The sequence below is a fragment of the Actinacidiphila acididurans genome, assembly GCF_016918855.1.
GTDB classification, from domain to species: domain Bacteria; phylum Actinomycetota; class Actinomycetes; order Streptomycetales; family Streptomycetaceae; genus Actinacidiphila; species Actinacidiphila acididurans.
This window is the reverse complement of the sequence record NZ_JADKYB010000001.1, coordinates 87,918-110,994: the sequence shown is the minus strand read 5'-3', so window position 1 is coordinate 110,994 and position 23,077 is coordinate 87,918. Positions and strand designations below refer to the sequence as shown.

Annotated in this window: 15 protein-coding genes; 11 read left to right on the top strand and 4 right to left on the bottom strand. The window is 70.1% G+C overall.

Annotation, left to right across the window (positions count from 1 at the left end; translation table 11 throughout):
- Positions 1-62: 62 nt before the first annotated feature.
- The 3 genes from ITX44_RS00360 to ITX44_RS00350 are packed head-to-tail and all read right to left on the bottom strand — an operon-like array spanning position 63 to position 3,284.
- Positions 63-1,016, bottom strand: coding sequence for a carbohydrate ABC transporter permease (locus ITX44_RS00360; protein ID WP_205354905.1), 954 nt, complete (start codon positions 1,014-1,016; stop codon positions 63-65).
- Positions 1,006-1,866, bottom strand: coding sequence for a carbohydrate ABC transporter permease (locus ITX44_RS00355; protein ID WP_236059812.1), 861 nt, complete (start codon positions 1,864-1,866; stop codon positions 1,006-1,008). The genes ITX44_RS00360 and ITX44_RS00355 overlap by 11 nt, the downstream gene beginning before the upstream one ends.
- A gap of 50 nt (positions 1,867-1,916) precedes the next feature.
- Positions 1,917-3,284 carry an ABC transporter substrate-binding protein gene (locus ITX44_RS00350; RefSeq protein ID WP_205354903.1) on the bottom strand — a complete coding sequence of 456 codons (1,368 nt, stop codon included), beginning with the start codon at positions 3,282-3,284 and terminating at the stop codon, positions 1,917-1,919.
- 409 nt (positions 3,285-3,693) lie between these two features.
- On the opposite strand from ITX44_RS00350, the gene ITX44_RS00345 reads away from it, so the two are divergent.
- From ITX44_RS00345 to ITX44_RS00325, 5 genes are all read left to right on the top strand, one after another.
- Entirely contained in the window at positions 3,694-4,455 is a 762-nt protein-coding gene (locus tag ITX44_RS00345) for a FadR/GntR family transcriptional regulator (RefSeq protein ID WP_205355375.1), read from the top strand.
- Between the two features lie 239 nt (positions 4,456-4,694).
- Positions 4,695-5,366: a bifunctional 4-hydroxy-2-oxoglutarate aldolase/2-dehydro-3-deoxy-phosphogluconate aldolase gene (locus ITX44_RS00340; RefSeq protein WP_205354902.1), complete on the top strand. Its 672-nt coding sequence runs from the start codon at positions 4,695-4,697 to the stop codon at positions 5,364-5,366.
- On the top strand, positions 5,363-6,328 hold the full coding sequence (locus ITX44_RS00335; RefSeq protein WP_307795016.1) for a sugar kinase: 966 nt from the start codon (positions 5,363-5,365) through the stop codon (positions 6,326-6,328). The genes ITX44_RS00340 and ITX44_RS00335 overlap by 4 nt, the downstream gene beginning before the upstream one ends.
- Before the next feature lie 326 nt (positions 6,329-6,654).
- Positions 6,655-8,583 (top strand): cellulose binding domain-containing protein, encoded by a 1,929-nt coding sequence (locus ITX44_RS00330; RefSeq protein WP_205354901.1) that lies wholly within the window; start codon positions 6,655-6,657, stop codon positions 8,581-8,583.
- A gap of 300 nt (positions 8,584-8,883) precedes the next feature.
- Complete coding sequence (locus tag ITX44_RS00325; RefSeq protein ID WP_236059633.1) at positions 8,884-10,629, top strand: RICIN domain-containing protein; 1,746 nt, start codon at positions 8,884-8,886, stop codon at positions 10,627-10,629.
- 121 nt (positions 10,630-10,750) lie between these two features.
- Here ITX44_RS00325 and ITX44_RS00320 read toward each other — a convergent pair whose 3' ends face one another.
- On the bottom strand, positions 10,751-11,770 hold the full coding sequence (locus ITX44_RS00320; protein WP_307795015.1) for a LacI family DNA-binding transcriptional regulator: 1,020 nt from the start codon (positions 11,768-11,770) through the stop codon (positions 10,751-10,753).
- A 263-nt stretch (positions 11,771-12,033) separates the two neighbouring features.
- On the opposite strand from ITX44_RS00320, the gene ITX44_RS00315 reads away from it, so the two are divergent.
- From ITX44_RS00315 to ITX44_RS00290, 6 genes are all read left to right on the top strand, one after another.
- The gene (locus tag ITX44_RS00315; RefSeq protein WP_205354899.1) at positions 12,034-13,977 is read left to right on the top strand and encodes a glycoside hydrolase family 127 protein; all 1,944 of its coding nucleotides are present in this window, start codon (positions 12,034-12,036) and stop codon (positions 13,975-13,977) included.
- 92 nt (positions 13,978-14,069) lie between these two features.
- A complete protein-coding gene (locus ITX44_RS00310; RefSeq protein ID WP_205354898.1) occupies positions 14,070-15,314 on the top strand; it encodes a sugar ABC transporter substrate-binding protein in 1,245 nt (414 codons plus the stop codon).
- A gap of 196 nt (positions 15,315-15,510) precedes the next feature.
- Positions 15,511-16,500, top strand: a complete 990-nt coding sequence (locus tag ITX44_RS00305; protein WP_205354897.1) for a carbohydrate ABC transporter permease — start codon at positions 15,511-15,513, stop codon at positions 16,498-16,500.
- Complete coding sequence (locus ITX44_RS00300; protein WP_205354896.1) at positions 16,497-17,336, top strand: carbohydrate ABC transporter permease; 840 nt, start codon at positions 16,497-16,499, stop codon at positions 17,334-17,336. Before ITX44_RS00305 ends, ITX44_RS00300 begins: the two co-directional genes overlap by 4 nt.
- Before the next feature lie 411 nt (positions 17,337-17,747).
- On the top strand, positions 17,748-19,331 hold the full coding sequence (locus ITX44_RS00295) for a glycoside hydrolase family 27 protein (protein WP_205354895.1): 1,584 nt from the start codon (positions 17,748-17,750) through the stop codon (positions 19,329-19,331).
- A gap of 218 nt (positions 19,332-19,549) precedes the next feature.
- On the top strand, positions 19,550-23,074 hold the full coding sequence (locus ITX44_RS00290; RefSeq protein WP_205354894.1) for a glycoside hydrolase family 3 C-terminal domain-containing protein: 3,525 nt from the start codon (positions 19,550-19,552) through the stop codon (positions 23,072-23,074).
- The last annotated feature ends 3 nt before the right edge of the window (positions 23,075-23,077 follow it).

Here is a 23,077-nt window from a genome sequence, read left to right as displayed (position 1 = left end):
GTCAGGCGTGCGACGGCGCAGGGGTTGCCGCGAATGCGCGCCTGTGCTGCGGGGTGTGCGGGTCAGTCCTTGGTGGCGCCGGCGAGCATTCCGCTGACCAGGAAGCGTTGTGCGAACAGGAAGACGATCAGCACCGGAGTGATCGCCAGCAGTGTGGCCAGGGCCAGTTCGGGGCGCTGGACCTCCAGGGAGCCGGCCGTCGGATTGAACTGCGGGACGGAGTCCAGCAAGGTGCCCAGGCCCACCTGGACCGGGAACTGGTTGCTCTGCGGCAGCATGACGTAGGGCAGGTAGTAGTTCGTCCAGTTGGCCACGAAGCTGAAGAAGCCGACGAGCGCGACGACCGGGGCCGCCAGCGGCAGGGCCACGCGGCGGAAGACGCCGAACTCCGAGCACCCGTCGAGCCGGGCCGCGTCCAGCAGTTCCCTGGGCAGCGCGGTGCTGAAGTAGATGTATGTGAGGTAGACCCCGAAGGGGTAGAACGCGTACGGCAGGATGATCGACCACATCGAGCCGATCAGGTGGACCGCGTTGATCTCCAGGAACAGCGGCACCACCAGCGTCGCGTTCGGCATCAGCATGACGACGAGCGTGGCCACCAGCAGTGTGCGGCGGCCGCGGAACTCCGTCATCGCCAGTGCGTAGCCCGCGGGGACAGCCACGCACAGCGTGATCGCGAGGGCGATGGACGCGTACACCGCGGAATTGCCGAGCCACTGGAAGATGGCGTCGCCCTGGTAGGCGGTGAGCGCGTCCCAGTTGACCCGCAGGGCGTGCCAGGAGCCGAAGGACAGCGGGTTGGCGTGGACGAGTTGGTCGTCGGTCTTGGTGGCGGCCAGCAGGAGCCAGAGCACGGGCAGCACGAAGAAGACCGCGAACAGTGCGAGGACCAGGGCCGGCAGCGGATTGCGGCGCAGCCGGCCGGTTCGGCGCGGCCGGGCCGCGCCGCCGGCCCCCGGACGCAACCCGAGGCGGGGTGCGGCGGCCGCGGCGGACCGCAGGACGTCAGTCTGCATCGAAGAACCCCGATCTGGCGACGAAGACGCCCGCCACGACCAGGCCCACCAGCAGCAGTTCCACCGAAATGGCCGCCGCGGTGTTGACGTCGTTGTTCTGGAAGGCGAAGTCGTAGGCGAGCTGGTTGAGCGAGTAGTCGCGGCCGGCCACGCCGACGCTGGCCTGCGACAGCAGTTGCGGCTCGACGAACAGCTGGGTGCCGCCGGCGAAGGCGAGGATCACCATGTAGACGATCCACTTGCGCAGCAGGGGGATCTGGATCCGCCAGGCGGTCTGCCAGGCGCCCGCCCCGTCGATACGGGCCGCTTCGAGCACGTCGGGCGAGATGTTGTTCAGCGCCCCGTACATGACGACGATCCAGCCGCCCGCACCGGTCCAGAAGGCCACGAGGGTGAAAAGGATGGGCAAGTGGCCGGGGGCGATCACCTGGCCGAAGGTGTGATAGCCGAGTCCCCGCAGCAGGAAGGCGGCGGGGCTGACCGTCGGGTCCAGCACGAACAGCCACACCATGACGCTCGCCGCCCCGGCCAGGGCGCCGGGCACGTAGTAGAGGAACCGCAGCACCCTGCTCACTCCCCCGGCCGCCATACGGTGCAGCAGCAGGGCGAGCCCGACGACGAAGACGACCAGGGAGACCAGCCAGCACAGCAGGTAGAAGGCCACGTGGCCGACCGCGGGACCGAACCGGAAGTCGTCGAGGGCGGTGCTGAAGTTCGACAGCCCGGTGAACCTGCCGCCGGCATTGGTGAAGGCGAAGTACACGGCGTATCCGGTGGGGACGATGCCGAACGCGATCAGCAGCACCGTGTAGGCGGCGACGAAGCCGTGCCCGGCCCGGGCCGGGCCCAGTGCCCTGCGCGCCGGTGCCTGCGACCGGCGCGCATGGGTTGCCTGTGAGCTCACTGCGTCACCTGGTAGCCGTCGGCGCGGGCGTAGTTCACGATCGCGTCCTTCCAGGCCGGCAGGAGCGACGTGACGGTCTTGCCGGCCGTGAGCTTCGGGGTCACGGTGGCCGCCCAGACGGCCTCCTGGCTGAACTGCCCGTAGCCCCAGCCCGGCCAGATCTGGTCGGCCGCGGCCTGGAGTGTGCCGGTGATGTCTCCGGAGTAGTAGCCGGAGGACGCCTGCTGGGCCAGCCACGTCTTCGCGGCCGGGGCGTAGGCCGGGTACCCGGGCGCCAGCTTGCCCTGGTAGTCGTCCGCCGTGGTCGCCCACGTCAGGAAGGCGGCCGCGGCCTTGAGATTGGTGCTGTGCGCGGACAGCAGCCAGGTGCCGCCGCCGACGTTTCCGGTGGAGGCGGCCGTGTCGCCGGACCACTGGGGCATGGGGGCGGCCGCGATCCGGTGCGCGGGCGTCTTGAAGGTGCCCTGGAAGACCGAGCCGCCGAACCAGGACGGACCGGGCATCATGAGGACCTTGTCCGCCTCGTTCTTGTCGAAGTCGGAACTGAACACGCTGCTGAGCGACATCGTCTTGTTCTTGATCAGCCCGTCGAGCAGCGACGCCATGCGCGTGCAGTTCGGGCCGGCGGTGTCCACCTTGGCCGCCTTGGGCCCGGTGATCTGGTTGGCCCCGCACTTGCCGGCCCACATGTAGACCTCGGGCGTCCACGGGTCACCGGCGGAGCCGACCAGGTAGCCCGGGTGCTCGCTCGCCACCTTCCGCCCGATGGCCTGGTACTCCTCCCAGGTCTTCGGGACCTGGTAGCCCCACTGCTTCATCAGCGGCGCGTCGTACCACAGGACGGTCTGGGACAGGTCGTTGCGCAGGCAGTAGAGCGTTCCGTTCACCGTGCAGGGGTCGTTGGCCCCCTTCGCCCACCCGGCCAGTGTCGACGACGGGATCAGGCCCTTGTTCAAGGGGGCGGTGAAGCCGTCCTGCACGGCCCACGTCGCCTCGTTGTTCTGCGAGCTGAAGACGACGTCCGGCCAGCCCTTGCGGGTGCGGTTGAACAGGCTGACCTTGGTCCGCAGGTAGTTGGAGCCGTTCGCGTCCCCGTCGTAGGTGACGATGTCCATCTTCACCGAGGGGTTCTGCTTCTGGTACAGCTTCGCCGCCGCCAGGCGGGTGGAGTCCACCCAGACCGTCAGGCTGCCGCCGGTTTGCTTGACCGGGTGGAACCCGCCCTGCGAGCTGCCCCCTCCCGTGCCGCCGCCGCACGCCGCGGTGGCCGCCAGGAGCAGGGCGCCGCCCGCGGCCAGGAACCCGGCGCGTCTGCGGGTCCTCCCCGTCGTCTTCGCGCCGACCACGCGCCACTTGACTGTCATGAACTACTCCACTACGTCGTGGGGCCCGTCAACCCGGGGGATACGGGCAGCAGATGGGGCCGCCCGCCCGCGCCGGCCGGGGCCGGCGACTGCGACGAGAGGCGGCGGCGCGTTGCCCGGACTTCCCAGTCGGGGCGACCGCCGTGCTTTGGTCACACATAAGAAGCTTCGCCAGCGGTCGGCGTCAAGACGATGAGCGTGCCTATTTTCGAGATCTTTTCCCCGAGCTGACGCATTGCCGCCTCACCTATGTCTGACTTGAGGCGATTTACCCACCGAAGAGGCGGGAATGAGTACGACACATATTCCGACACCTGGCGCCAGGTGTATGCTTCAGCTACCGTGAGACCGGCTGCGCGGGGACGTGGCCCACGATCGAGGAGGCAGGCCGTTGGACGGCAATCCCGTGCTGGCGGCGGGCGCAACCGAGACACCGAACGGGAACACCGAACGGTCCGCGAGCGGCTACCGGCCGGGTTATGAGCTCATCGCCGAGCAGATCCTCCAGCTCATCGCCGAGTTGCAGCTCCAGCCCGGCGATCGTCTGCCCACCGAGAACGAGTTGGCCTCGCGGCTCGGCACCAGCAGGACCGTGGTGCGCGAGGCGGTCAAGATCCTTTCGGCGCTCGGCCGGGTCCGCGCCCAGAAGGGCCGTGGGCTGTATGTGGCGGACGACGAAGGGATGCTGGGGTCGTCACGGTGGGGGAGGTTCTTCCTGCCGACCGACCTCGAACACGTCTACACCCTCTTCGAATTCCGGCGTGTGCAAGAGGTCGCCTCCAGTCGCCTGGCCGCGACCCGGGCGACACCGGCGGAGTTGCGCGCCATCGAGACCGCCGCCGAGACCTGCGAGGAGGGCCATCTGACCGGCCGGCGCGAACTGTTCGACCGCGGCGACGACGACTTCCACACCAGCATCGCCATCGCCTCGCACAACCCCTTCCTCGTGGACGCGGTACGCGAAGCCCGCCGGCTCCAGCGCCAGTCGAGCACGATCGGACTGCACGGCACCGTCGGCGGCCACGCGCAGGAGGCCATCGCCGAACACGCCGCGATCTACCGTGCCGTCCGGGACGGCGACCCGGAGGCCGCGGCGCAGGCGGCAGCGGTCCACCTGGACAAGACACTCGAGGACTACCGGCGCGAGATCCAGCGCCGCGTCTTCGGCTGAGGCCCGCGGGGCCCGGCTCTTTGGGCCGAGGCCGCGAGATCGCCAGGTCTTCGACTGAAGGGCGCGAGGGCCGGGTCCCTCGGCCAGGGCCTGCGGGACCGCCCGGACCTCCCCCTCGAGCACACGGGTCCGCCGGGCCTTCACCCAGGGCCGCCGGTCCGTCCGCTCCCGGCTCGCCCGTGACCCACCACCCGACAGGCGCCCGGAGCGCGCCTGGCTGCCAAGGAGACGATGCGCCCATGCAGGACGCCCCGCCCCGTGCCGGCGACGACCCGCTCGCCGGGCTGAGCACCGCCGGAATCGTCCCGGTGCTCGTCGTCGACGACCCCCGGACGGTTCCACCGCTGGCCGACGCGATGCAGGAAAGCGGCCTGCGCTGCGTGGAGGTGACGCTGCGCACGCCGGCCGGCCTGGCCGCGCTCGGCGAGTTCTCGGCCAGGTCCGGACTGCTGGTCGGGGCGGGCACCGTCCTGGACCCCGAGCAGGTCGACCGGGCGGTCGAGGCAGGAGCCCAGTTCATCGTCTCCCCGGGCCTGTCGCCGCGGGTCGTCGCCCGCTGCCGGGAACTGGGGGTCACCGTCCTGCCCGGCGCCGCCACCGCGGGCGAGGTGCTGCGCGCCCGCGAACACGGCCTGGCGACCGTCAAGTTCTTCCCCGCCCAGCAGATCGGCGGCCTTCCGGCGCTCAGGGCCCTGTCCGCCGCCCTGCCCGGCGTACGGTTCGTGCCCACCGGAGGCATCGGGCCCGAGGAGGCCGGGCAGTACCTGCGCGAGCCCTCCGTCCTCGCCGTCGGCGGCAGCTGGATGGTCCCGCGCGACGCGCTGGCCGGCGGGAGGTGGCAGGAGATCCGCGAGCTGTGTGCCGCAGCCGCGCGGATCGCCGCCGCACGGCGGGAAGGGCGGCCGGCGTGACGGCGCCGGACGGGACAGGGGGCCTGGTCACCCTCGGCGAGACGATGGGGCTGGTGGCCGCCGCCGAAACCGGCCCGCTGGAGTTCGCCCGCGCTTTCGGATACGGGATCGGCGGCGCGGAGAGCAACGTCGCCATCGGAGCGGCGCGGCTGGGAGCGCCCGTCACCTGGATCGGCCGCGTGGGCAGCGACGCGACGGGCGACATGATCGAACGCCGCCTGCGGGCGGAAGGCGTGCGTACCGTGGTGGTGCGCGATCCGGGCTTCACCGGCCTGATGGTCAAACACCGGCGCTTCGGCTCCACGCTGTCCGTGGACTACCACCGCGCGGGCAGCGCCGGATCCCGGCTGAGCCCCGACGACCTCCCGGCCGGCTGCGTGGAGACGGCGGGCGTCCTGCACGTCACCGGGATCACTCCCGCTCTGTCGCGGTCGGCACACGACGCCGTGTTCCACGCGGTGGAGCGCGCCCGGGCGGCGGGCGTGCCGGTGAGCGTGGACGTCAACTACCGCCGCAAACTGTGGAGCCCCGACGAGGCACGACCGGTGCTGCGCCGGCTGGTCGCACTCGCGGACGCGGTGTTCGCCGGCGTCGAGGAGGCCCGGCTGGTACTGGGACCGGACGGGGCCGGGACGGCCGCCGAGCTGGTCGGTCCGCTGTCGGAACTCGGCCCGGCGCAGGCGGTGATCAAGGACGGGGCGCGGGGGTGCACGGCACGGATCGACGGCACCGGCTACCGGTTGGCGGCGCTGCCCGTCACGGCGGTGGACCCGGTCGGCGCGGGCGACGCCTTCGTCGCCGGATACCTCGCCGAGCTCCTGGCCGGCGAGTGCGCGGAGCAGCGGCTGCGGACGGCGATCGCCGCCGGCGCGTATGCCGTCAGCGTGCCCGGTGACTGCGAGGGGCTGCCCCGCCGGACCGAGCTGGCCGCGCTGACCGGCGCGGAGGACGTCGTACGGTAGCGCCCGGCCACGCCGCCGGCGGTACGGCGCCACACGCGGCGAAGGCAGGTACGGCGAAGGCAGGCGACCTCACCGGGGCCCCTGCGACGCGGGCTGCCCGCGAGAGCGCGTGGCGTGCCACGGTGAGAGGGCCGTGACCTCCGTGGCTCCGCTGCCGGATGTGACAGGGGTTGACATCGCGCACAGGCAGGGGCAAAGTGCCGCCGTCGGGACCTGCCCCCTCCACCGGGGACCGGCGTTCACGAACACCCTTGCATGTTAGCGCTAACAGTTCCCACCCTCACGAACCCTTGCCTGCTCGCCCCCCACACCGCAAGGAGAACCGCGTGACCACGGTAACTTCGCGCCCGCGCACGGGATTCGGCGCCCTTTACCGCGCCGCCCCCGGGCACCGCCCACTCGCGTGGGCCGTCGCCCTGCTCGTCCCGATCCTCGGAGCCGGCCTGGCGACAACCACCAGCGCGTCGGCCGCCGTCACCGCGTCGGTGTCAGTCGACGCCGGCAAGTCCCTGGCCACCATCCCGTCCACCGGCGTCGGCACGAACGTCGCGGTCTACGACGGGAACATGAACCAGTCGGCCGTACCAGGGCTGCTGGGCGCCGCCGGCATCGACAGCGTGCGCTACCCGGGCGGCAGTTACGGCGACATCTACCACTGGCAGACCAACACCACCGACGGCGGCTACGTCGCGCCCGGCACCGACTTCGACACCTACATGAGCACCGTGAAGTCCGCAGGCGCCCAGCCGATCATCATCGCCAACTACGGCACGGGCACCGCACAGGAAGCCGCGGACTGGGTGAAGTACGCCAACGTCACCAAGAAGTACGGCGTGAAGTACTGGGAGATCGGCAACGAGGTCTACGGCAACGGCGAGTACGGCTCCAGCTGGGAGACCGACCACCACTCCAGCCACAGCGCGACCACGTACGCGAACAACCTGCTCCAGTACATCTCCGCGATGAAGGCCGTCGACCCCACCATCAAGATCGGCGCCGTCCTGACCACGCCCGGGTCCTGGCCCGACGGCCTCACCGGGTCGGGCGACACACAGGACTGGAACCACACCGTGCTGTCCATCGCCGGTTCGAAGATCGACTTCGGGATCGTGCACCACTACCCGACCAGCACCGGCGAAGCCGACATGCTCGGCAAGCCGCAGGCCGAGATCCCGGGCATGGCGAGCACGCTGCACTCGCTGATCAGCCAGTACGCCGGCGCCAACGCGGCGAATGTCGGCATCGCGGTGACCGAGGCGAACGGCAACTCCTTCTACGACACCGCGCCCAGCGGCCTGTTCGCCCCGGACGAATACCTGACGTGGATGGAGAACGGCGCCTTCACCGTCGACTGGTGGAACCTGCACAACGGCACCGATTGCAGCAAGGTGACCACCGTCGACGGCTCCACCGATTACAACGACTACGGCGTGCTGTCCAGCGGCTCCTCCTGCGAACCGCCGCTGAACACGCCGTTCGCCCCGTACTACGGCACCCGGATGATCACCGAGCTGGGCGCCCCCGGTGACACCCTGGTCAAGGCGGGCACGTCCACCTCCCTGCTGACCGCGCACGCGGTCAAGCGGGCGAACGGCGACCTGGACGTCATGCTCATCAACAAGGACCCGAGCAACGCCGCCACCGTCTCCTTGTCCTACAACGGCTTCACGCCCTCCTCGGCCACCCCGACGGTCTACTCGTACCTGAAGAACGGCACCTCCATCACCTCGGCCACGGCCGGCAGCGCGACCGCCCAGTCCGTACCCGCGTACTCGATCGCGGTGGTGCAACTGCACCCCGGCAGCGGGGGCACGACAACCGGCGGCAGCACCACGGGGGGCGCGACAACCGGCGGCACGACGACGGGCGGCACGACAACGGGCGGCACGACCACCGGGGGCACCACCACTGGTGGCACCACGGGCGGCACCGGAGCGGGAAGCTGCACGGTGACGTACACCAAGAACGAATGGCAGGGCGGCCTGACGGCGAGCGTCACCGTCGCCGACACCGGCAGTGCGCCGGTCAACGGCTGGACCCTCACCTTCTCCTTCCCCGGAGACACCAAGGTGACCAGCGCGTGGAACGCCACGGTCACGCAGAGCGGGTCCACCGTCACGGCAACGAACGTGTCCTACAACAGCACGATCCCGGCCGGCGGAAACGTGTCCTTCGGCTTCCAGGGCACCTGGACCGGCAACGACGCCAACCCCACCTCCTTCGCCCTCAACGGCAGCAGTTGCGCCACTGGGTGAAACGCCCGGGCGGCCGGCCGCCGGTGAACCGCACCGATCGCGCGGGACAACGGGTGGGAAAAGGGATTCTCGGAAAGGTCCGGGCGTTCCCCGCGACCCGTTGAAGTCCGGAGGGCGGGTGTTGCGGGATTCTGTCCGCTTACTTGACCAGCCATGGCAACACTTCTACGTTGTCGTCGGAAAATCCTTTTCTCAATTGCGCAGCCGCAGGTACCCCCTCGGTGCCGGGTCCGTAGGACGGACGGACCCGGTCACCGGAGTGACGGCTGCCGCACACACCTGCCGACTCATCAGAAGGGCATGTTCCCCATGCGTGGTTTCGCGCATCTCCGGTCCCGGCGCCCCCTCGGGCGCGCCGTCGGACTGGGAGCCGCAGCGCTGACCGCGGCCTCCGCCGCGCTCATCGGCACGTCCGCCCAAGCCGCTCCCACCCCGTCCACGACCCTGGTGGTCAACGCCAACCAGACCCTGCGGCCGGTCACCCATGTGGCGACCGGCAGTCTGTACGGTCTGGCGAACGCCACGACCCCGGCCGACAACCTCGTCCAGGCCATCAAGCCCAACACCTTCGTGCAAAAACCCCAGGGCGGCCACCAGCAGCCCACCGGCGACATCCTCACCGTCGCGCCCAAAGCCGCCCGGGCCGGTGCCAAGGTCGTCAACCGCCTCTCCGACTACTACGCCGGCTGGCCCTACCAGTTCAGCTGGAGCAACTGGCTGAGCGTGGTCGACGACCAGATCGCCCAGACCAAGGCGTCGGGCATCACCGACCTGGCCGCCTACGCCCCCTGGAACGAGTCCGACAACACCTGGCTCTCCGCCAACGGCACGTTCGAGGACTTCTGGACCAGGACCTACCGCGAGATCCGGTCGAAGGACACCACGACGCCGATCCAGGGCCCGAGCTTCTCGGACAACATCGGCGACATGGACAACTTCCTCAAGAACGCGGTCGCCACCAACACCGTGCCGGACATCATCGCCTGGCACGAACTCATCCGGTCGTCCAAGATCCAGGGCGACATCGCCACCGTCACCTCCCTGGAACAGAAGTACGGCATCAGCCCGCGTCCGATCGCCATCGAGGAATACGCCGCGCCCTCCGAAGTCGGCGTCCCCGGCGCCCTGGTCGGATACATCGCCAAATTCGAGCGCTACGGCGTGCACGACGCCGAACTCGCCTTCTGGAACCAGTCCGGGGCGCTGGGCGACCTGCTCACGGGCCAGGGCGGCAGCCCCAACGGCGCCTACTGGCTCTACAAGTGGTACGCCGACATGAGCGGTTCCATGGTCGGCACCACGCCGCCGGCCCAGACCGGCATCGACGGAGCGGCTTCCCGCAACAGCGCCGGCAACGAGGTCGACGTCATCTTCGGCGGCAGCTCGGGCGACTCGGCCGTGACCGTCAACGGGCTCAACGCGCTGCCCGCGCTCGGATCGAGCGTGCACGTCAAGGTCGAGTACACCCCCTCCCCCGGACGCACCACCGCCGTCTCCGGCCCCACCACCCTGTCCGAGTCCGACTACCCGGTGAGCAACGGCTCGATCACGGTTCCGGTGACCGCCAACAGCGCCTACGGCTACCACATCGTGATCACGCCGGCGAGCGGCGGCTCCGCACTCGACGGCACCTACCAGGTCACGAACAAGAACAGCGGCCTCGCGCTCGACACCGCCAACGGGGGCACCGCCCAGGGCACCCTGGTCGACCAGGCCACCCCGACTGGCTCGGCCACGCAGACCTGGGCCGTGGTGTCCGCCGGCTCCGGCCTGTACAAGATCCGCAACCAGGCGAGCGGACTGCTGCTCGGCATCACCAACGAGAGCACCTCGGACGGCGGCACCGCTCTCATCTGGGGCGACAACGGCACCCCCGACCACCTGTGGCGGATCGTGCCCGACGGCACCGGCTACGACAAGATCGTCAACTACAACAGCAACCTGGTGCTGGGCGTGCAGAACATGAGCACCGGCAGCGGCGCCCAGGTCCTGCAGTGGGACGACAACGGCACCGCCGACCACCTGTGGAAGCTCAGTGCCCGCTGAATCGTCGGCCGTTCCGCGGTCCGGTCGCCTCCCCCGTTCCTGCGGGGGCGGCGGCCGGCCGCCGCACCACGACGGACCCCGTCCCCCCTCCCCCGCGCCCCGGATCCGGAAGCGGCCGTGGTCACGCCGATTCGCGGACGACCAGCCGGCAGGCAACGGTCCGCACACCGCCGACAGTCCTCCCGTCGATGGCGTCGAGCAGCCGCAGGGCGGCGATCCTGCCGATCTCGTTGAGGTTCATGTCGACGGTCGTCAGGGGAGGCCGGGCCGCCAGTGCCATGACGTCCCAGTTGTCGTACCCGATGACAGCGATGTCATCGGGTACGCGGCGACCCTCCTCCCGCAGCGTGTCGGTGACGCCGCGAGCGATCTGGTCGTTCGCGCAGAAGAACGCGTCGGTGTCCGGCGCCGCCCGCAGGACGGTACGGGCCGCGCGTCTCCCCCACGCCTCGCTCCAGTCGCCGAAGTGGACCTTGCCGCCGGACAGTTCCAGCCCCGCCTGCCCCAGCAGGTCGTGGGTCAGGCGGGCGCGGTGCTGGGCCGCGGCGTGATGAGCCGGACCGGACACGTGGGCGATGTGCCGCCGCCCCGAGGTGATCAGGTGTTCCGTGGCGAGCCGGGCTCCCCCCTCGTCGTCGGAGGCGACGGACATGTCCGCGGGATCCTCCGACGGGGACAGGGCGTACACCGTCGGGACGTCGCGCAGGCCGGCCAGCGGCGGCCGCGGGTCGGTACGCCGTCCCGTGACGATGATGCCGTCCACCCTGCGCGCCAGGAGGGTCTCCACGTAGTGGCGCTCGCGGATCGCGTCGCCGCGCGTGTCGCACAGCAGAACGGAGATCTTGCCGGCGCCCAGCGCGTCCTCGGCGCCGAGCAGCACCGGGGTGCTGAACCGGCCGATCCCGTCGGTGGTGACGAGCCCGACCGTCCAGGTCCGTCCGGCCAGCAGCGCCCGGGCCTGTTCGTTGGGCTGGAAGTCCAGGCGCCGCGCCGCCTCCAGAACCCGGTCGCGCGTCTCGGGCCGCATGCGTCCGTTGCCGCTCAGGGCCTTGGACGCGGTACCCACGCTGACGCCGGCCAGGGTCGCCACGTCGGTCAGTGTCACGCGCCCCGGCGGCGGGCGCCGGTCGGTTTCAGTCACGGACAATCCTTTGCTCACCCTACGGTTGCGTCCATCCTGCCAGGACGCGGCTCGCATCCCAAGCGTTGCCGAGGACCCGATTCCCGGGTGTGCACGCGTCTTGACTCTCCTGGAGCAGCGCTTCTAGGTTACCGGCAAGAAAACCATTGCTCAAAGTTTCCGCGTTTCATCGCACCCAGCGGCGATGCCGTCGGCCTGCTTCCTCGGTCCCCCGGCAACCGCCGCTGCCCACCTCACGCCGAGTGGACTTTCCAGGGAGATCCATGGCCGACAGCAATCCGCCACCGCCCGCTCCGGCCGGTCCCGTCCGGCTGAGCCCCGAGGCCCGGACCGCCCTGCGCCCGGTCGCCGGGGCGGACATCCTGGGCGGCTTCTGGCACGACCGCCGCGAGGTCAACGGACGGGTCGCAGTTCCGCAGGGACCACGGCTGCTGGAGTCGGCCGGAAATCTGGACAACCTGCGTGCCGCGGCGGGCGCCGCCGAGGGCACGTTCCGGGGCGACTTCCCCTTCATGGACTCCGACGTCTACAAGTGGCTCGAAGCGGCGGCCTGGCAGCTCGGCTCGTCCGCCACGCCCGGGAACGAGGACCTGGCCGCCGAAGTGCGCCGGATCACCGGCCTGGTGGCCGCCGCCCAGCAGCCGGACGGCTATCTCAACACCTGGTTCCAGGTCGCCAAAGGCGGCCGACGCTACGAGGACCTGCGCTGGGGCCACGAGCTGTACTGCGCCGGCCATCTGATCCAGGCGGCGGTCGCCCACCGCCGGACCACCGGTGAGAAGGAGCTGCTGAAGGTGGCGGTGCGCTTCGCCGACCACCTGGACACGGTCTTCGGCCGGGACAAGCCGATCGACGGCTTCGACGGCCACCCGGAAGTGGAGACGGCCCTGGTCGAGCTCTACCGGGAAACCGGTGAGCGGCGGTACCTGTCTCTGGCCGGGTACTTCGTGGACCGGCACGGACACGGGCTGCTCGGCGGCGAGGCGTACTGCCAGGACCGGGTGCCGCTGCGGGAGCAGGAGACCGTCGAAGGGCACGCGGTGCGGCAGCTCTACCTGCTGGCCGCCGCGGCCGACCTCGCCACCGAGACCGGCGACGGCGAACTGCTCACCGCCTGCGAGCGGTTGTGGGCGGCGATGGTGGCCACCAAGACCCACATCACCGGGGGCCTCGGCGCGCACCATGACGAGGAGGACTTCGGTGACCCGTACGAGCTGCCCAACGAAAGGGCGTACTGCGAGACCTGCGCGGCGATCGGGTCGGTGCAGTTCAGCTGGCGGATGGCGCTGCTGACCGGGAAGGCCCGTTACAGCGACCTGATCGAGCGCACCTTGTTCAACGGCCTGCTGGCCGGCATCTCGCTGGACGGCGAGCGCTGGCTGTACGTCAACCCGCTGCAGGTCAGGGACGGGCACACCGATACCGGCGGCGACCAGTCCGCCCGCCGTACCCGCTGGTTCCGCTGTGCCTGCTGCCCGCCCAACGTGATGCGACTGCTGGCCAGCCTGGAGCACTACGTCGCCTCCACCGACAGCACCGGGCTGCAGCTCCACCAGTACGCCACCGGCCGCTACACGGCCGAGATCAACGGCGCGCCCCTTGTTGTGAGCGCTCACACCGATTATCCGTGGTCCGGGACCATCCGGATCACCGTCGAGGAATGCCCCGCGGACACACCGTGGACCCTGTCCTTGCGCATCCCGCAGTGGTGCACCGACCACCGGCTGTCGGTGAACGGCGGCACCCCCGCGGCCACCGTCTCGGACGACGGCTGGCTGCGGCTGGAGCGGGTCTGGGCGCCGGAGGACCGGGTGACGCTCGACCTGGTCCTGACCCCGCGGCTGGTCGAGGCGGATCCCCGGGTGGACGCGGTACGCGGCTGCGTCGCGATCGAACGCGGTCCACTCGTGTACTGCCTGGAGGGGGTCGACCATCCGGGCGGCGGCCTCGACGACGTCGTGATCGACACCGGCCGGCCCCTCACCGAAGTGCATCGCCCCGGACTTCTCGGCGGCGTCGTTACCGTGACGGCCACCGGCCGCCGGCGCACCCTGCCGGCCGCCGGCTGGTGGCCGTACCGAGGCGCCACCGACCCCGGCCGGCCCGCATCTCTTCCGGACACCGGCCTGAACCTGACCGCCGTCCCCTACTACTCCTGGGCCAACCGGCAGGACGGATCCATGCGGGTGTGGCTTCCCACCCGCTAGGCCGTGTTCCGGAACCGGTCGACTCGGCCCCGCCCGCCCGGGCGGCTCGCTGCTCCTCACCCGCACCCATCCCGCACCCAGCAAGGACCGTCATGAGACACACGCGCACCGCCATCGCCGCCGTTGCGGCCTGCGCCGCGCTGACCGGCATCACCGCCTGCGGCGGCTCCGGCAGCGGCTCCTCCTCGTCCGCGGCTTCGGGGACGTACACCTTCTGGGACCCCTATCCCCAGTTCGACGGCACCTCGGCATGGGGCAAGCTCGTCGCGTCCTGCGGCACCAAGGCCGGGGTGACCGTCAAGCGCACCGCGTACGACACGACCGACCTGGGCAACAAGGCGCTGCTGGCCGCCCAGCAGGGGGATGCGCCGGACGTCATGCTGGTGGACAATCCGGTGGTCTCCACGCTCGTCCAGGCCGGGATCCTGAACAGGATGAGCGACGTGGGCATCTCGACCACGTCGATCCAGACCAACATCATCGGTGCCGGCGTCGTCGACGGGTCTCCGTACGGAGTACCCATCGGCGCCAACACGCTCGCCCTGTTCTACAACAAGAACGTGCTGGCCGCCGCTCACGTCGATCCGGCCTCGGTCAAGGACTGGAACTCCCTGACCGCGGCGCTGAAGAAGGTCAAGGCGGCCGGCAAGAAGGGCATCACCTTCTCCGCGATCGGCACGGAGGAGGGCAGTTTCCAGTTCCTGCCGTGGTTCTGGGGAGCCAAGGGCGACCTGACGCACCTGGACAACGGGAACGGTGAGGCCGCGCTGTCCTTGTGGAAGGACTGGGTCTCCCAGGGCCTGGCGCCCAACGACGTGCTGAACAACACCCAGACCACGAGCTGGCAGGAGTTCGCCACCGGCCAGTACGCCTTCGGGGAGAACGGCACCTGGCAGTTGGGCAACGCCAAGAAGGCCGGCTTCCCGTACGGCGTGATCTCCATCCCGGGGCAGGACGGCGGTGCGGCTCCCGCGCCCACGGGCGGGGAGTTCGTGACCGTACCCGTGCAGAAGGACAGCGCCCGCTACAAGGCATCGGCGCAGATCGTGTCCTGCCTCACCAGCGACTCCAGCCTGCTGGCCACCGACACCACCTTGTCGTACGTCGCGCCCACCGGTACGGCGCAGAGCCAGCAGGTGACCGCGACGCCCGAGCTCAAGCCGTGGGTCGCGGCCGTGGCCACCGCCCGCGGGCGGACCAGCGACGGCCTGGGCACCCGCTACCCGGTGATCTCCCAGCAGTTGTGGACTGCCGTCCAGGGCGCGCTGTCCGGCGGCACGAGCCCCCGGTCCGCGCTGGAAGCCGCACAGAAGGCCGCCGAGAACCACCAGAACTGATCCCGGGTGTCCGCCTCACCGGAGACCGGCCGGATGCCGGTGTCCGATGAGGCACCTCGCAGGTACTCCGCTGTGCCGCCGCCCGTCCCGGTGGCACAGCGGCTCCGGCGCCGTCGCTGTCCTCCCTCCCCGGTACCGCGACGGCGCCGGCACACACCGGCGTCCGTTCGCGCAGCCCACTGATCGAGGAGCACGCATGACCACTGCCCACGCCGACGGCTTGCAGCGGCCGCCGGCCGTACCGGGGACGACCCACGAGGACTCGCGCCCCGCGCCGGGCGACCCGCCGCGCGGCCGACGCGGCCGCGACCGACGGACGCGGCTCGCCGCCTGGGCCTTCCTGGCCCCGGTGGTGATCTATCTCGGCGTCTTCTACGCCTACCCGCTCTACCGGAATGTGGACCTGTCGGTACGGCACTACACCGTCCGGTCCTTCGTGCAGGGCGGAGCGCCCTTCTCCGGCTGGGACAACTTCCGCCAGGTCGTGCACGACCCCACATTCGCCACCGCATTGCGCAACACGATGGTGTTCACCGTGGTGTCCATCGTCTTCCAGTACGCGATCGGGCTGGCCCTCGCGGTCTTCTTCAACCGCGGCTTCCGGCTGGCCCCGACCCTGCGGGCGCTGTTCCTCATCCCCTGGCTGCTGCCACTGATCGTGTCGGCCTCGACCTGGTCGTGGATGCTCAACAGCGAGTCGGGCGTCGTCAACTACGTTCTCCACCTGATCGGGGTCGGGAAGGTGGACTGGCTGACCTCGCCGTCGTGGGCACTGACCTCGGTGATCGTCGCGAACATCTGGATCGGCATCCCCTTCAACCTGGTCATCCTCTACAGCGGCCTCCAGAACATCCCCGCCGAGCTGTACGAGGCCGCCGCCCTGGACGGCGCGAGCACCTGGCAGCAGTTCCGGCGGATCACCTTCCCGCTGCTGCGGCCGGTCTCCGCGATCACCCTCCTGCTCGGCCTGATCTACACCCTCAAGGTCTTCGACCTCATCTGGATCATGACCAGAGGCGGCCCGGGCGACTCCTCCTCCACGCTGGCCACCTGGTCCTACCGCCTCGGCTTCGGCTCCCTCCTGCCGGAGTTCGGCCCCGGCGCCGCGGTCGGCAACATCCTCATCCTCATCGCCCTGCTCTTCGGCCTGCTGTACATCCGTGTGCAAAGGAGGCAGGCGGCATGACCACCCCCGTTCGCCGGTCCCGGACCCCGCGCTCCCGCCGCAACACCGTGATCGGCCTGGTGCTCACGGCGGCCATGCTGTTCCCGGTGTACTGGATGATCAACGTGTCCCTCACCCCGCAGAGCCGGATGCGCAAGGACCCGCCCGACCTGTTCCCGCTGCACCCGACCTTCAGCGGCTACCGGTCGGTCCTGAACGACCAGCTGCCGTATCTCGGCACCAGCCTGCTCATCGGGCTCGGCACGGTCGCCCTCACGCTCGTGCTCTCCGCCCCCGCGGGGTACGCGCTGGCCAAGCTGCGTCCGCGCGGCGCCGGCGCCGTGGGCCTGCTCCTGCTGATCGCCCAGATGATCCCCGGCATCGTGATGGCGATGGGCTTCTACGGCATCTTCCTCAACCTGGGGATCATGAACACCTGGTGGGGCCTGGTGGTCGCCGACTCGACCATCGCCGTGCCCTTCGGCGTCATGATCTTCACCGCCTTCATGTCCGGCATCCCCGACGAACTGATGGCCGCGGCGAAGATCGACGGTGCGACGACCTGGCGGACGTTCCTCCTGATCGTGCTGCCGGTCAGCCGCAACGCGATTGTCACCGTCTCCCTGTTCGGCTTCCTGTGGGCCTGGTCGGATTTCGTCTTCGCCACCACGCTCGACGGCGGGGGCGGGATGAAGCCCATCACGCTCGGCATCTACAAGTACATCGGCAACAACAACCAGGAGTGGAACGCCATCATGGCCACGGCCGTGGTCGCCTCGATTCCGGCGGCCGTCCTCCTCGTGCTCGCACAGCGCTACGTCGCCGCAGGCGTCACCGCCGGAGCCGTCAAGGACTGAACCGCTGTGACGATGCAGGCCCTGCCGCAGCCCCATCGGCGGCAGGGCTGCGGCAGGGCAGCGATTGGTAACGCTAACACCGATCGGTGATATGCCGTGGCCGACGCGGCATCCAGCGGTGGCGCGCCTGCGCGGAGTCCACCGGTGCCGGACCGGAGGCGACGAAAGCCGCGGCGACAGCGCCGACGAACTCCGTGCACAAGGGTTGACGCGGACACGGCCGGACGGCTTCTCTTGTGCGGGCACGTTGGCTCGCGATTGTTTTCGTGCGGTTCGGCGATCCCGCTGAACCGCGCGATGTGCTTGACCCCGGAGGATCCCCCCACACGATTCGGCCCAGGAGGTCGATGGACCATGAGCAGCAGCCAGGGAACCGGACACGCTCTCGTGTCGGCATCTGTTCGCCCACGAATGTTAGCGCTCACTCTCGCTGGGCTCCTTCTCGCTCTCTTCATACCGTTGCTCGTTCCCGGTACCGCGCCCCGTGCCGCCGCCCTGGGCAACGGTCTCGCGCCGACCCCGCAGATGGGCTTCAACGACTGGAACGCCTACGGCTGCAACGTCTCCGAGTCGTTGATCAAGTCCACGGCCCTGGCCATGCACAACAACGGCATGCAGACCGCCGGCTACAGCTACGTCAACATCGACGACTGCTGGATGACCCACTCCCGGGACGCGGCCGGCCGACTCGTCCCGGACCCCGCCAAGTTCCCCGACGGGATCTCCGGCACCGCCTCGTACGTCCACTCGCTCGGCCTGAAGCTGGGCATCTACGAGGACGCCGGCACCGCCACCTGCGCCGGCTACCCGGGCAGCCTCGGCCACGAGACCACCGACGCCCAGACGTTCGCGTCGTGGGGCGTGGACTACCTGAAGTACGACAACTGCAACAACACCGGGGTTCCGGCGCAGACCCGGTACACCGCCATGCGCGACGCGCTGGCGTCCACCGGCCGGCCGATCCTGTTCAGCCTGTGCAACTGGGGCCAGGAGAACGTCTGGACCTGGGGCGCCGGGGTCGGCAACAGCTGGCGCACGACCGGGGACATCAACGCCAGTTTCTCCAGCATGCTGTCCATCTTCCACAGCAACGTGGGCCTGGCCTCCTACGCGGGGCCCGGCCACTGGAACGACCCGGACATGCTGGAAGTCGGCAACGGCTCCCTCACCGCCGCCGAGAGCCAAAGCGAGTTCAGCCTGTGGGCGGAAATGGCCGCCCCGCTCATCGCCGGTACGAACGTGGCCTCGGCCAGTGCCGCGACGCTGTCCGTCCTGACCAACTCCCGCGTCATCGCCGTGGACCAGGACTCGCTGGGCAAGCAGGGCACGATGGTGTCCACGTCGAACGGACTCGACGTGCTGGCCAAGCCGCTCGCCAACGGCGACGTGTCCGTGGCGCTGTTCAATGAGACGGGATCGGCCGCGACCATCAGCACCACCGCCGCGGCGATCGGCAAGACCGGCTCGTCCGGCTACACCCTGACCGACCTGTGGTCCGGCGCCGTCTCCAGCACCGCCGGCACGATCAGTGCCTCCGTCCCCGCGCACGGCACCGCCATGTACCGGGTCGCGGGCGGAAGCAGCGGCGGCGGCACGAGCGCCACCGGCGAGATCCACGCGGTCGGTGCCGGCAAGTGCCTCGACGTGCCCAACTCGTCGACGACCGCGGGGACCCAGGTGGACATCTGGAGCTGCGGCGGCGGCTCGAACCAGATCTGGACCCACACCGCGGCCAACCAGCTCTCCGTCTATTCCGGCAGTTCGCAGCTGTGCCTGGACGCCTACAACAACCAGACCTCCGCGGGCACCAAGGTGGAGACCTGGCCCTGCAACGGCCAGCCCAACCAGCAGTGGACGGTCAACTCCGACGGCAGCATCACCGGAGTCCAGTCCGGCCTGTGCCTGGACGTCACCGGCGCGTCCACCGCAAACGGCGCCCTGGCCGAGCTGTGGACCTGCAACGGCGGCAGCAACCAGCAGTGGACGCTCGGCTGACCGGTTCCCCCCAAGCTGCGGGCCGTCCGTCGACACCGACGGCCGGCCCGCCGCACAGTCCTCCCCCCCGGCTCGTCATCCACAACGCGCAAGGAGGCGCGATGCGCTGGAGTACCCCCGTAAGACGCGCGGCCACAGCGACCGCGTGCGCCCTCGGCCTGCTCGGAACGGTCGCAGCGGCAGCGCAGGCCCGTCCGCCGGCACCAGTACAGGCGTCCGTGCCGATCTATCTGAACACCGGCTATTCCTTCCAGGAGCGTGCCGCGGACCTGGTCTCGCGGATGTCGCTGGACGAGAAGATCCAGCAGTTGCACACCAACAGCGCGCCGGCCATTCCGCGGCTCGGCGTGCAGCAGTACACGTACTGGAGCGAAGGGCAGCACGGCATCAACTCGCTGTTCGCCGACACCAATCCGGGCTCGGCGACGGGCGGCGTCCACGCCACCAGTTTCCCCACGAACTTCGCCGCGTCCATGAGCTGGGACAAGAACCTGATCTACAAGGAGACGACGGCCGTCTCCGACGAGGCCCGGGGCCTGCTCGACAAGTCGCTGTGGGGCACCGGGCAGAACAACCTCGGCCCGTCGAAGGACGACTACGGCATGCTCACGTACTGGGCGCCGACGGTCAACCTCGACCGGGATCCCCGGTGGGGCCGCACGGACGAGGCGTTCGGCGAGGACCCGTACTTCGCGGGGCAGATGGCCGGCGCCTTCGTGAACGGCTACCAGGGCCAGAAGCCCGACGGCACTGCGCAGGGCAAGTACCTGAAGGTCGCCTCGACCGCCAAGCACTACGCGCTCAACGATGTCGAGCAGAACCGGACCGGCATCAGTTCGAACGTCTCGGACGACGACCTCTACGACTACTACACCGCCCAGTTCAAGAGCCTGATCGAGAACGCGCACGTCGCCGGCCTGATGACGTCCTACAACGCCATCAACGGCACCCCGTCGGTGGCCAACACGTACACCACCGACCAGATCGCCCAGCGCACCTACGGCTTCGGCGGCTACATCACCTCCGACTGCGGCGCGGTCGGCACCACGTACGACACCTTCCCGGCCGGCCACGACTGGGCTCCGCCCGGCTGGACCACCGACCGCAAGGGGAGCAACGCGACCTGGACGAACACCGCGACGGGCCAGCAGGTCGCGGGAGCGGCCGGCGGTCAGGCCTACGCACTCCGGGCGGGCACCGACGTCAACTGCACCGGCACCGAGGCGACCTCGCTGAACCTGGAGCAGGCGATCAGGGCCGGCATCCTCAGCGAGGGCGTCATCGACAACGCCCTGGTCCACCTGTTCACGGTCCGGATGGAGACCGGGGAGTTCGACCCGGTCGACCAGCAGCCGTACACCAGGATCACCAAGGACGTGATCCAGTCCCCGGCCCACCAGGACCTCGCGCGGACCGTCGCCGACAACGCGCTCGTCCTGTTGCAGAACGACAAGGTCGCCGGCTCCGGCGCGCCCCTGCTGCCGGCCGACCCCGCCGAGCTGGGCAAGGTCGTCATCGTGGGCGACCAGGCGGGCAAGGTCACCCTCGGCGGCTACTCCGGCGACCCCACGAAGAAGGTGGACGCCGTCCAGGGCATCACCGCCCAGGTGAAGGCCGCCAACCCCGGTGCGCAGGTGGTCTACGACGCGGCCGGCACCTCCACCACCGCCACCGGTGACGCGGTACTCAGCGCCGCGACACGGGCGGACATCCAGAGCGCCGACCTGGTGGTCATCGCGGTCGGCACCGACGAGGCGACGGCGGGCGAGGGCAAGGACCGCAGCGGCCTGGCCCTGCCCGGCAACTACGGCAGCCTCATCGACCAGGTCACCGCCCTGGGCAACCCGAGGACCGTGCTGGACATCCAGTCCGACGGCCCTGTCACCATCGAGGCCTACCGCGCCAAGGTCGCCGCGATCGTCTTCGCCGGCTACAACGGCGAGAGCCAGGGCGACGCCCTCGCCGACGTCCTGTTCGGCAAGCAGAACCCGGGCGGCCACCTGAACTTCACCTGGTACAAGGACGACTCCCAGCTCCCGGCCATCTCCGACTACAACCTGGCCCCGAGCGGCACCGACGGTCTCGGCCGCACCTACCAGTACTTCACCGGCACCCCGACCTATCCGTTCGGCTACGGCCTGAGCTACACCACCTTCGCCTACTCCCACGTCCGGGCCGACCGCGCCTCGGTCGGCGCCGACGGGACCGTCAAGGTCGGCTTCGACGTGACCAACACCGGCACGGTGCCGGGCAGCACCGTGGCCCAGCTCTACGCGGCCACCGACTTCGCGGTCCAGAACAAGGAACTGCCGAAGAAGCGGCTCGTCGGATTCCAGAAGACCGGGACCCTGCGGCCCGGCGCCACCCAGCACATCACCCTGCGGGTGCGCGTACCCGACCTCGCCTTCCACGACGGGCAGCAGGCCAAGCAGGTCGTCTACGACGGCAATTACCGCTTCGAGGTCGGACCGGACGCCACCACCACGGCCGGCTCGGCCCGGGTCACCGTGCACGGCAGCCTCACCCCGCACGTGAAGTACGTGACCGTCCAGCCCGAGGCCGTGGTCTACGACGCCGGCGACACCATCGACCTCACCGCCCGCAACCACTGGATCAAGGACGACACCGACCCCACCGCCCAGCCCGGCCGCAACCTGGGCGTCACCGCCGACCACGTCGTCGAGGCCGTCAACGACGACGGCTCCTTCCTGGACCTGTCCGGCGCCAAGGTCCGCTACACCAGCAGCGACCCGTCCGTCGCCACCGTCAGCGGCAAGGGCCTCGTCACCGCGGTGGGCAACGGTGTGGCCACCATCAGCGCGACCGTGCACGGCGTGACCGGCTCCGCGGTGATCCGCGTCCACCACACCCTGTCCCTGTCCGCCGCCCCGGTCCTCAGGCCCGGCGCCGCGGTCACGGCGACCGCCACCTACACCAACACCGGCCCCACCGCGCTCCCGGACGCCTCGGTCACCCTGACCGTTCCGGACGGCTGGACCGCGACCCCGACCTCCCCGACCACGTTCTCCAGCATTCCCGCCGGCGGCTCGGTGACGACCGCGTGGACCGTGACGGCGCCGGCCGGCGTCGACCCCGGCTCCTACGCGCTCGCCGCTTCTGCCACCTACGGGGGTGCCCGGGCCAGTGACGACGCGGCCGCCCGCCTCGCTGTCCCGTATTCCTCCCTCAGCGACATCATCACCAACACCGGCATCAGCGACGACGCGACCCCCGGCGCCGGCAACCTCGACGGCGGCGGGCAGAGCCTGTCCCAGCAGGCCCTCGCCGCCCAGGGCGTGGCCTCCGGCGGGACCGTGACCCATGACGGCCTGGCCTTCACCTGGCCGACCACCGGCACCGGCAAGCCCGACAACATCGTGGCCGGCGGCCAGACCGTCCCCTTCACCGGAAGCGGCAGCAAGCTCGGCTTCCTCGGCACCGCCGACTACGGCAACGCCTCCGGCACCGGCCTGATCACCTACACCGACGGCACCACTCAGTCGTACACCCTCTCCTTCTCCGACTGGTGGAACAACGCTCCCGCCACCGGGAGCGACATACTCGCCACCACCGACTACTTCAACAACGGCGGCGGCAAGGTCCAGCAGAAGGTCAGCGTGTACGGCGCCACCGTCCCGCTTCAGGCCGGAAAGACGGTCCAGTACCTGACCCTGCCGGACGTCGGCCCGAACGCGTCCTCCGGCCAGGTGGCCATGCACATCTTCGCCACGGCCATCGGCTGACCC

What these genes read in the sequence shown, in the direction of transcription:
- ITX44_RS00360 (WP_205354905.1), bottom strand. Translation starts at nt 1,016, where the DNA reads ATGCAGACTGACGTCCTGCGGTCCGCCGCGGCCGCCGCACCCCGCCTC.
- ITX44_RS00350 (WP_205354903.1), bottom strand. Translation starts at nt 3,284, where the DNA reads ATGACAGTCAAGTGGCGCGTGGTCGGCGCGAAGACGACGGGGAGGACC.
- ITX44_RS00340 (WP_205354902.1), top strand. Translation starts at nt 4,695, where the DNA reads ATGCAGGACGCCCCGCCCCGTGCCGGCGACGACCCGCTCGCCGGGCTG.
- ITX44_RS00325 (WP_236059633.1), top strand. Translation starts at nt 8,884, where the DNA reads ATGTTCCCCATGCGTGGTTTCGCGCATCTCCGGTCCCGGCGCCCCCTC.
- ITX44_RS00315 (WP_205354899.1), top strand. Translation starts at nt 12,034, where the DNA reads ATGGCCGACAGCAATCCGCCACCGCCCGCTCCGGCCGGTCCCGTCCGG.
- ITX44_RS00310 (WP_205354898.1), top strand. Translation starts at nt 14,070, where the DNA reads ATGAGACACACGCGCACCGCCATCGCCGCCGTTGCGGCCTGCGCCGCG.
- ITX44_RS00305 (WP_205354897.1), top strand. Translation starts at nt 15,511, where the DNA reads ATGACCACTGCCCACGCCGACGGCTTGCAGCGGCCGCCGGCCGTACCG.
- ITX44_RS00300 (WP_205354896.1), top strand. Translation starts at nt 16,497, where the DNA reads ATGACCACCCCCGTTCGCCGGTCCCGGACCCCGCGCTCCCGCCGCAAC.
- ITX44_RS00295 (WP_205354895.1), top strand. Translation starts at nt 17,748, where the DNA reads ATGTTAGCGCTCACTCTCGCTGGGCTCCTTCTCGCTCTCTTCATACCG.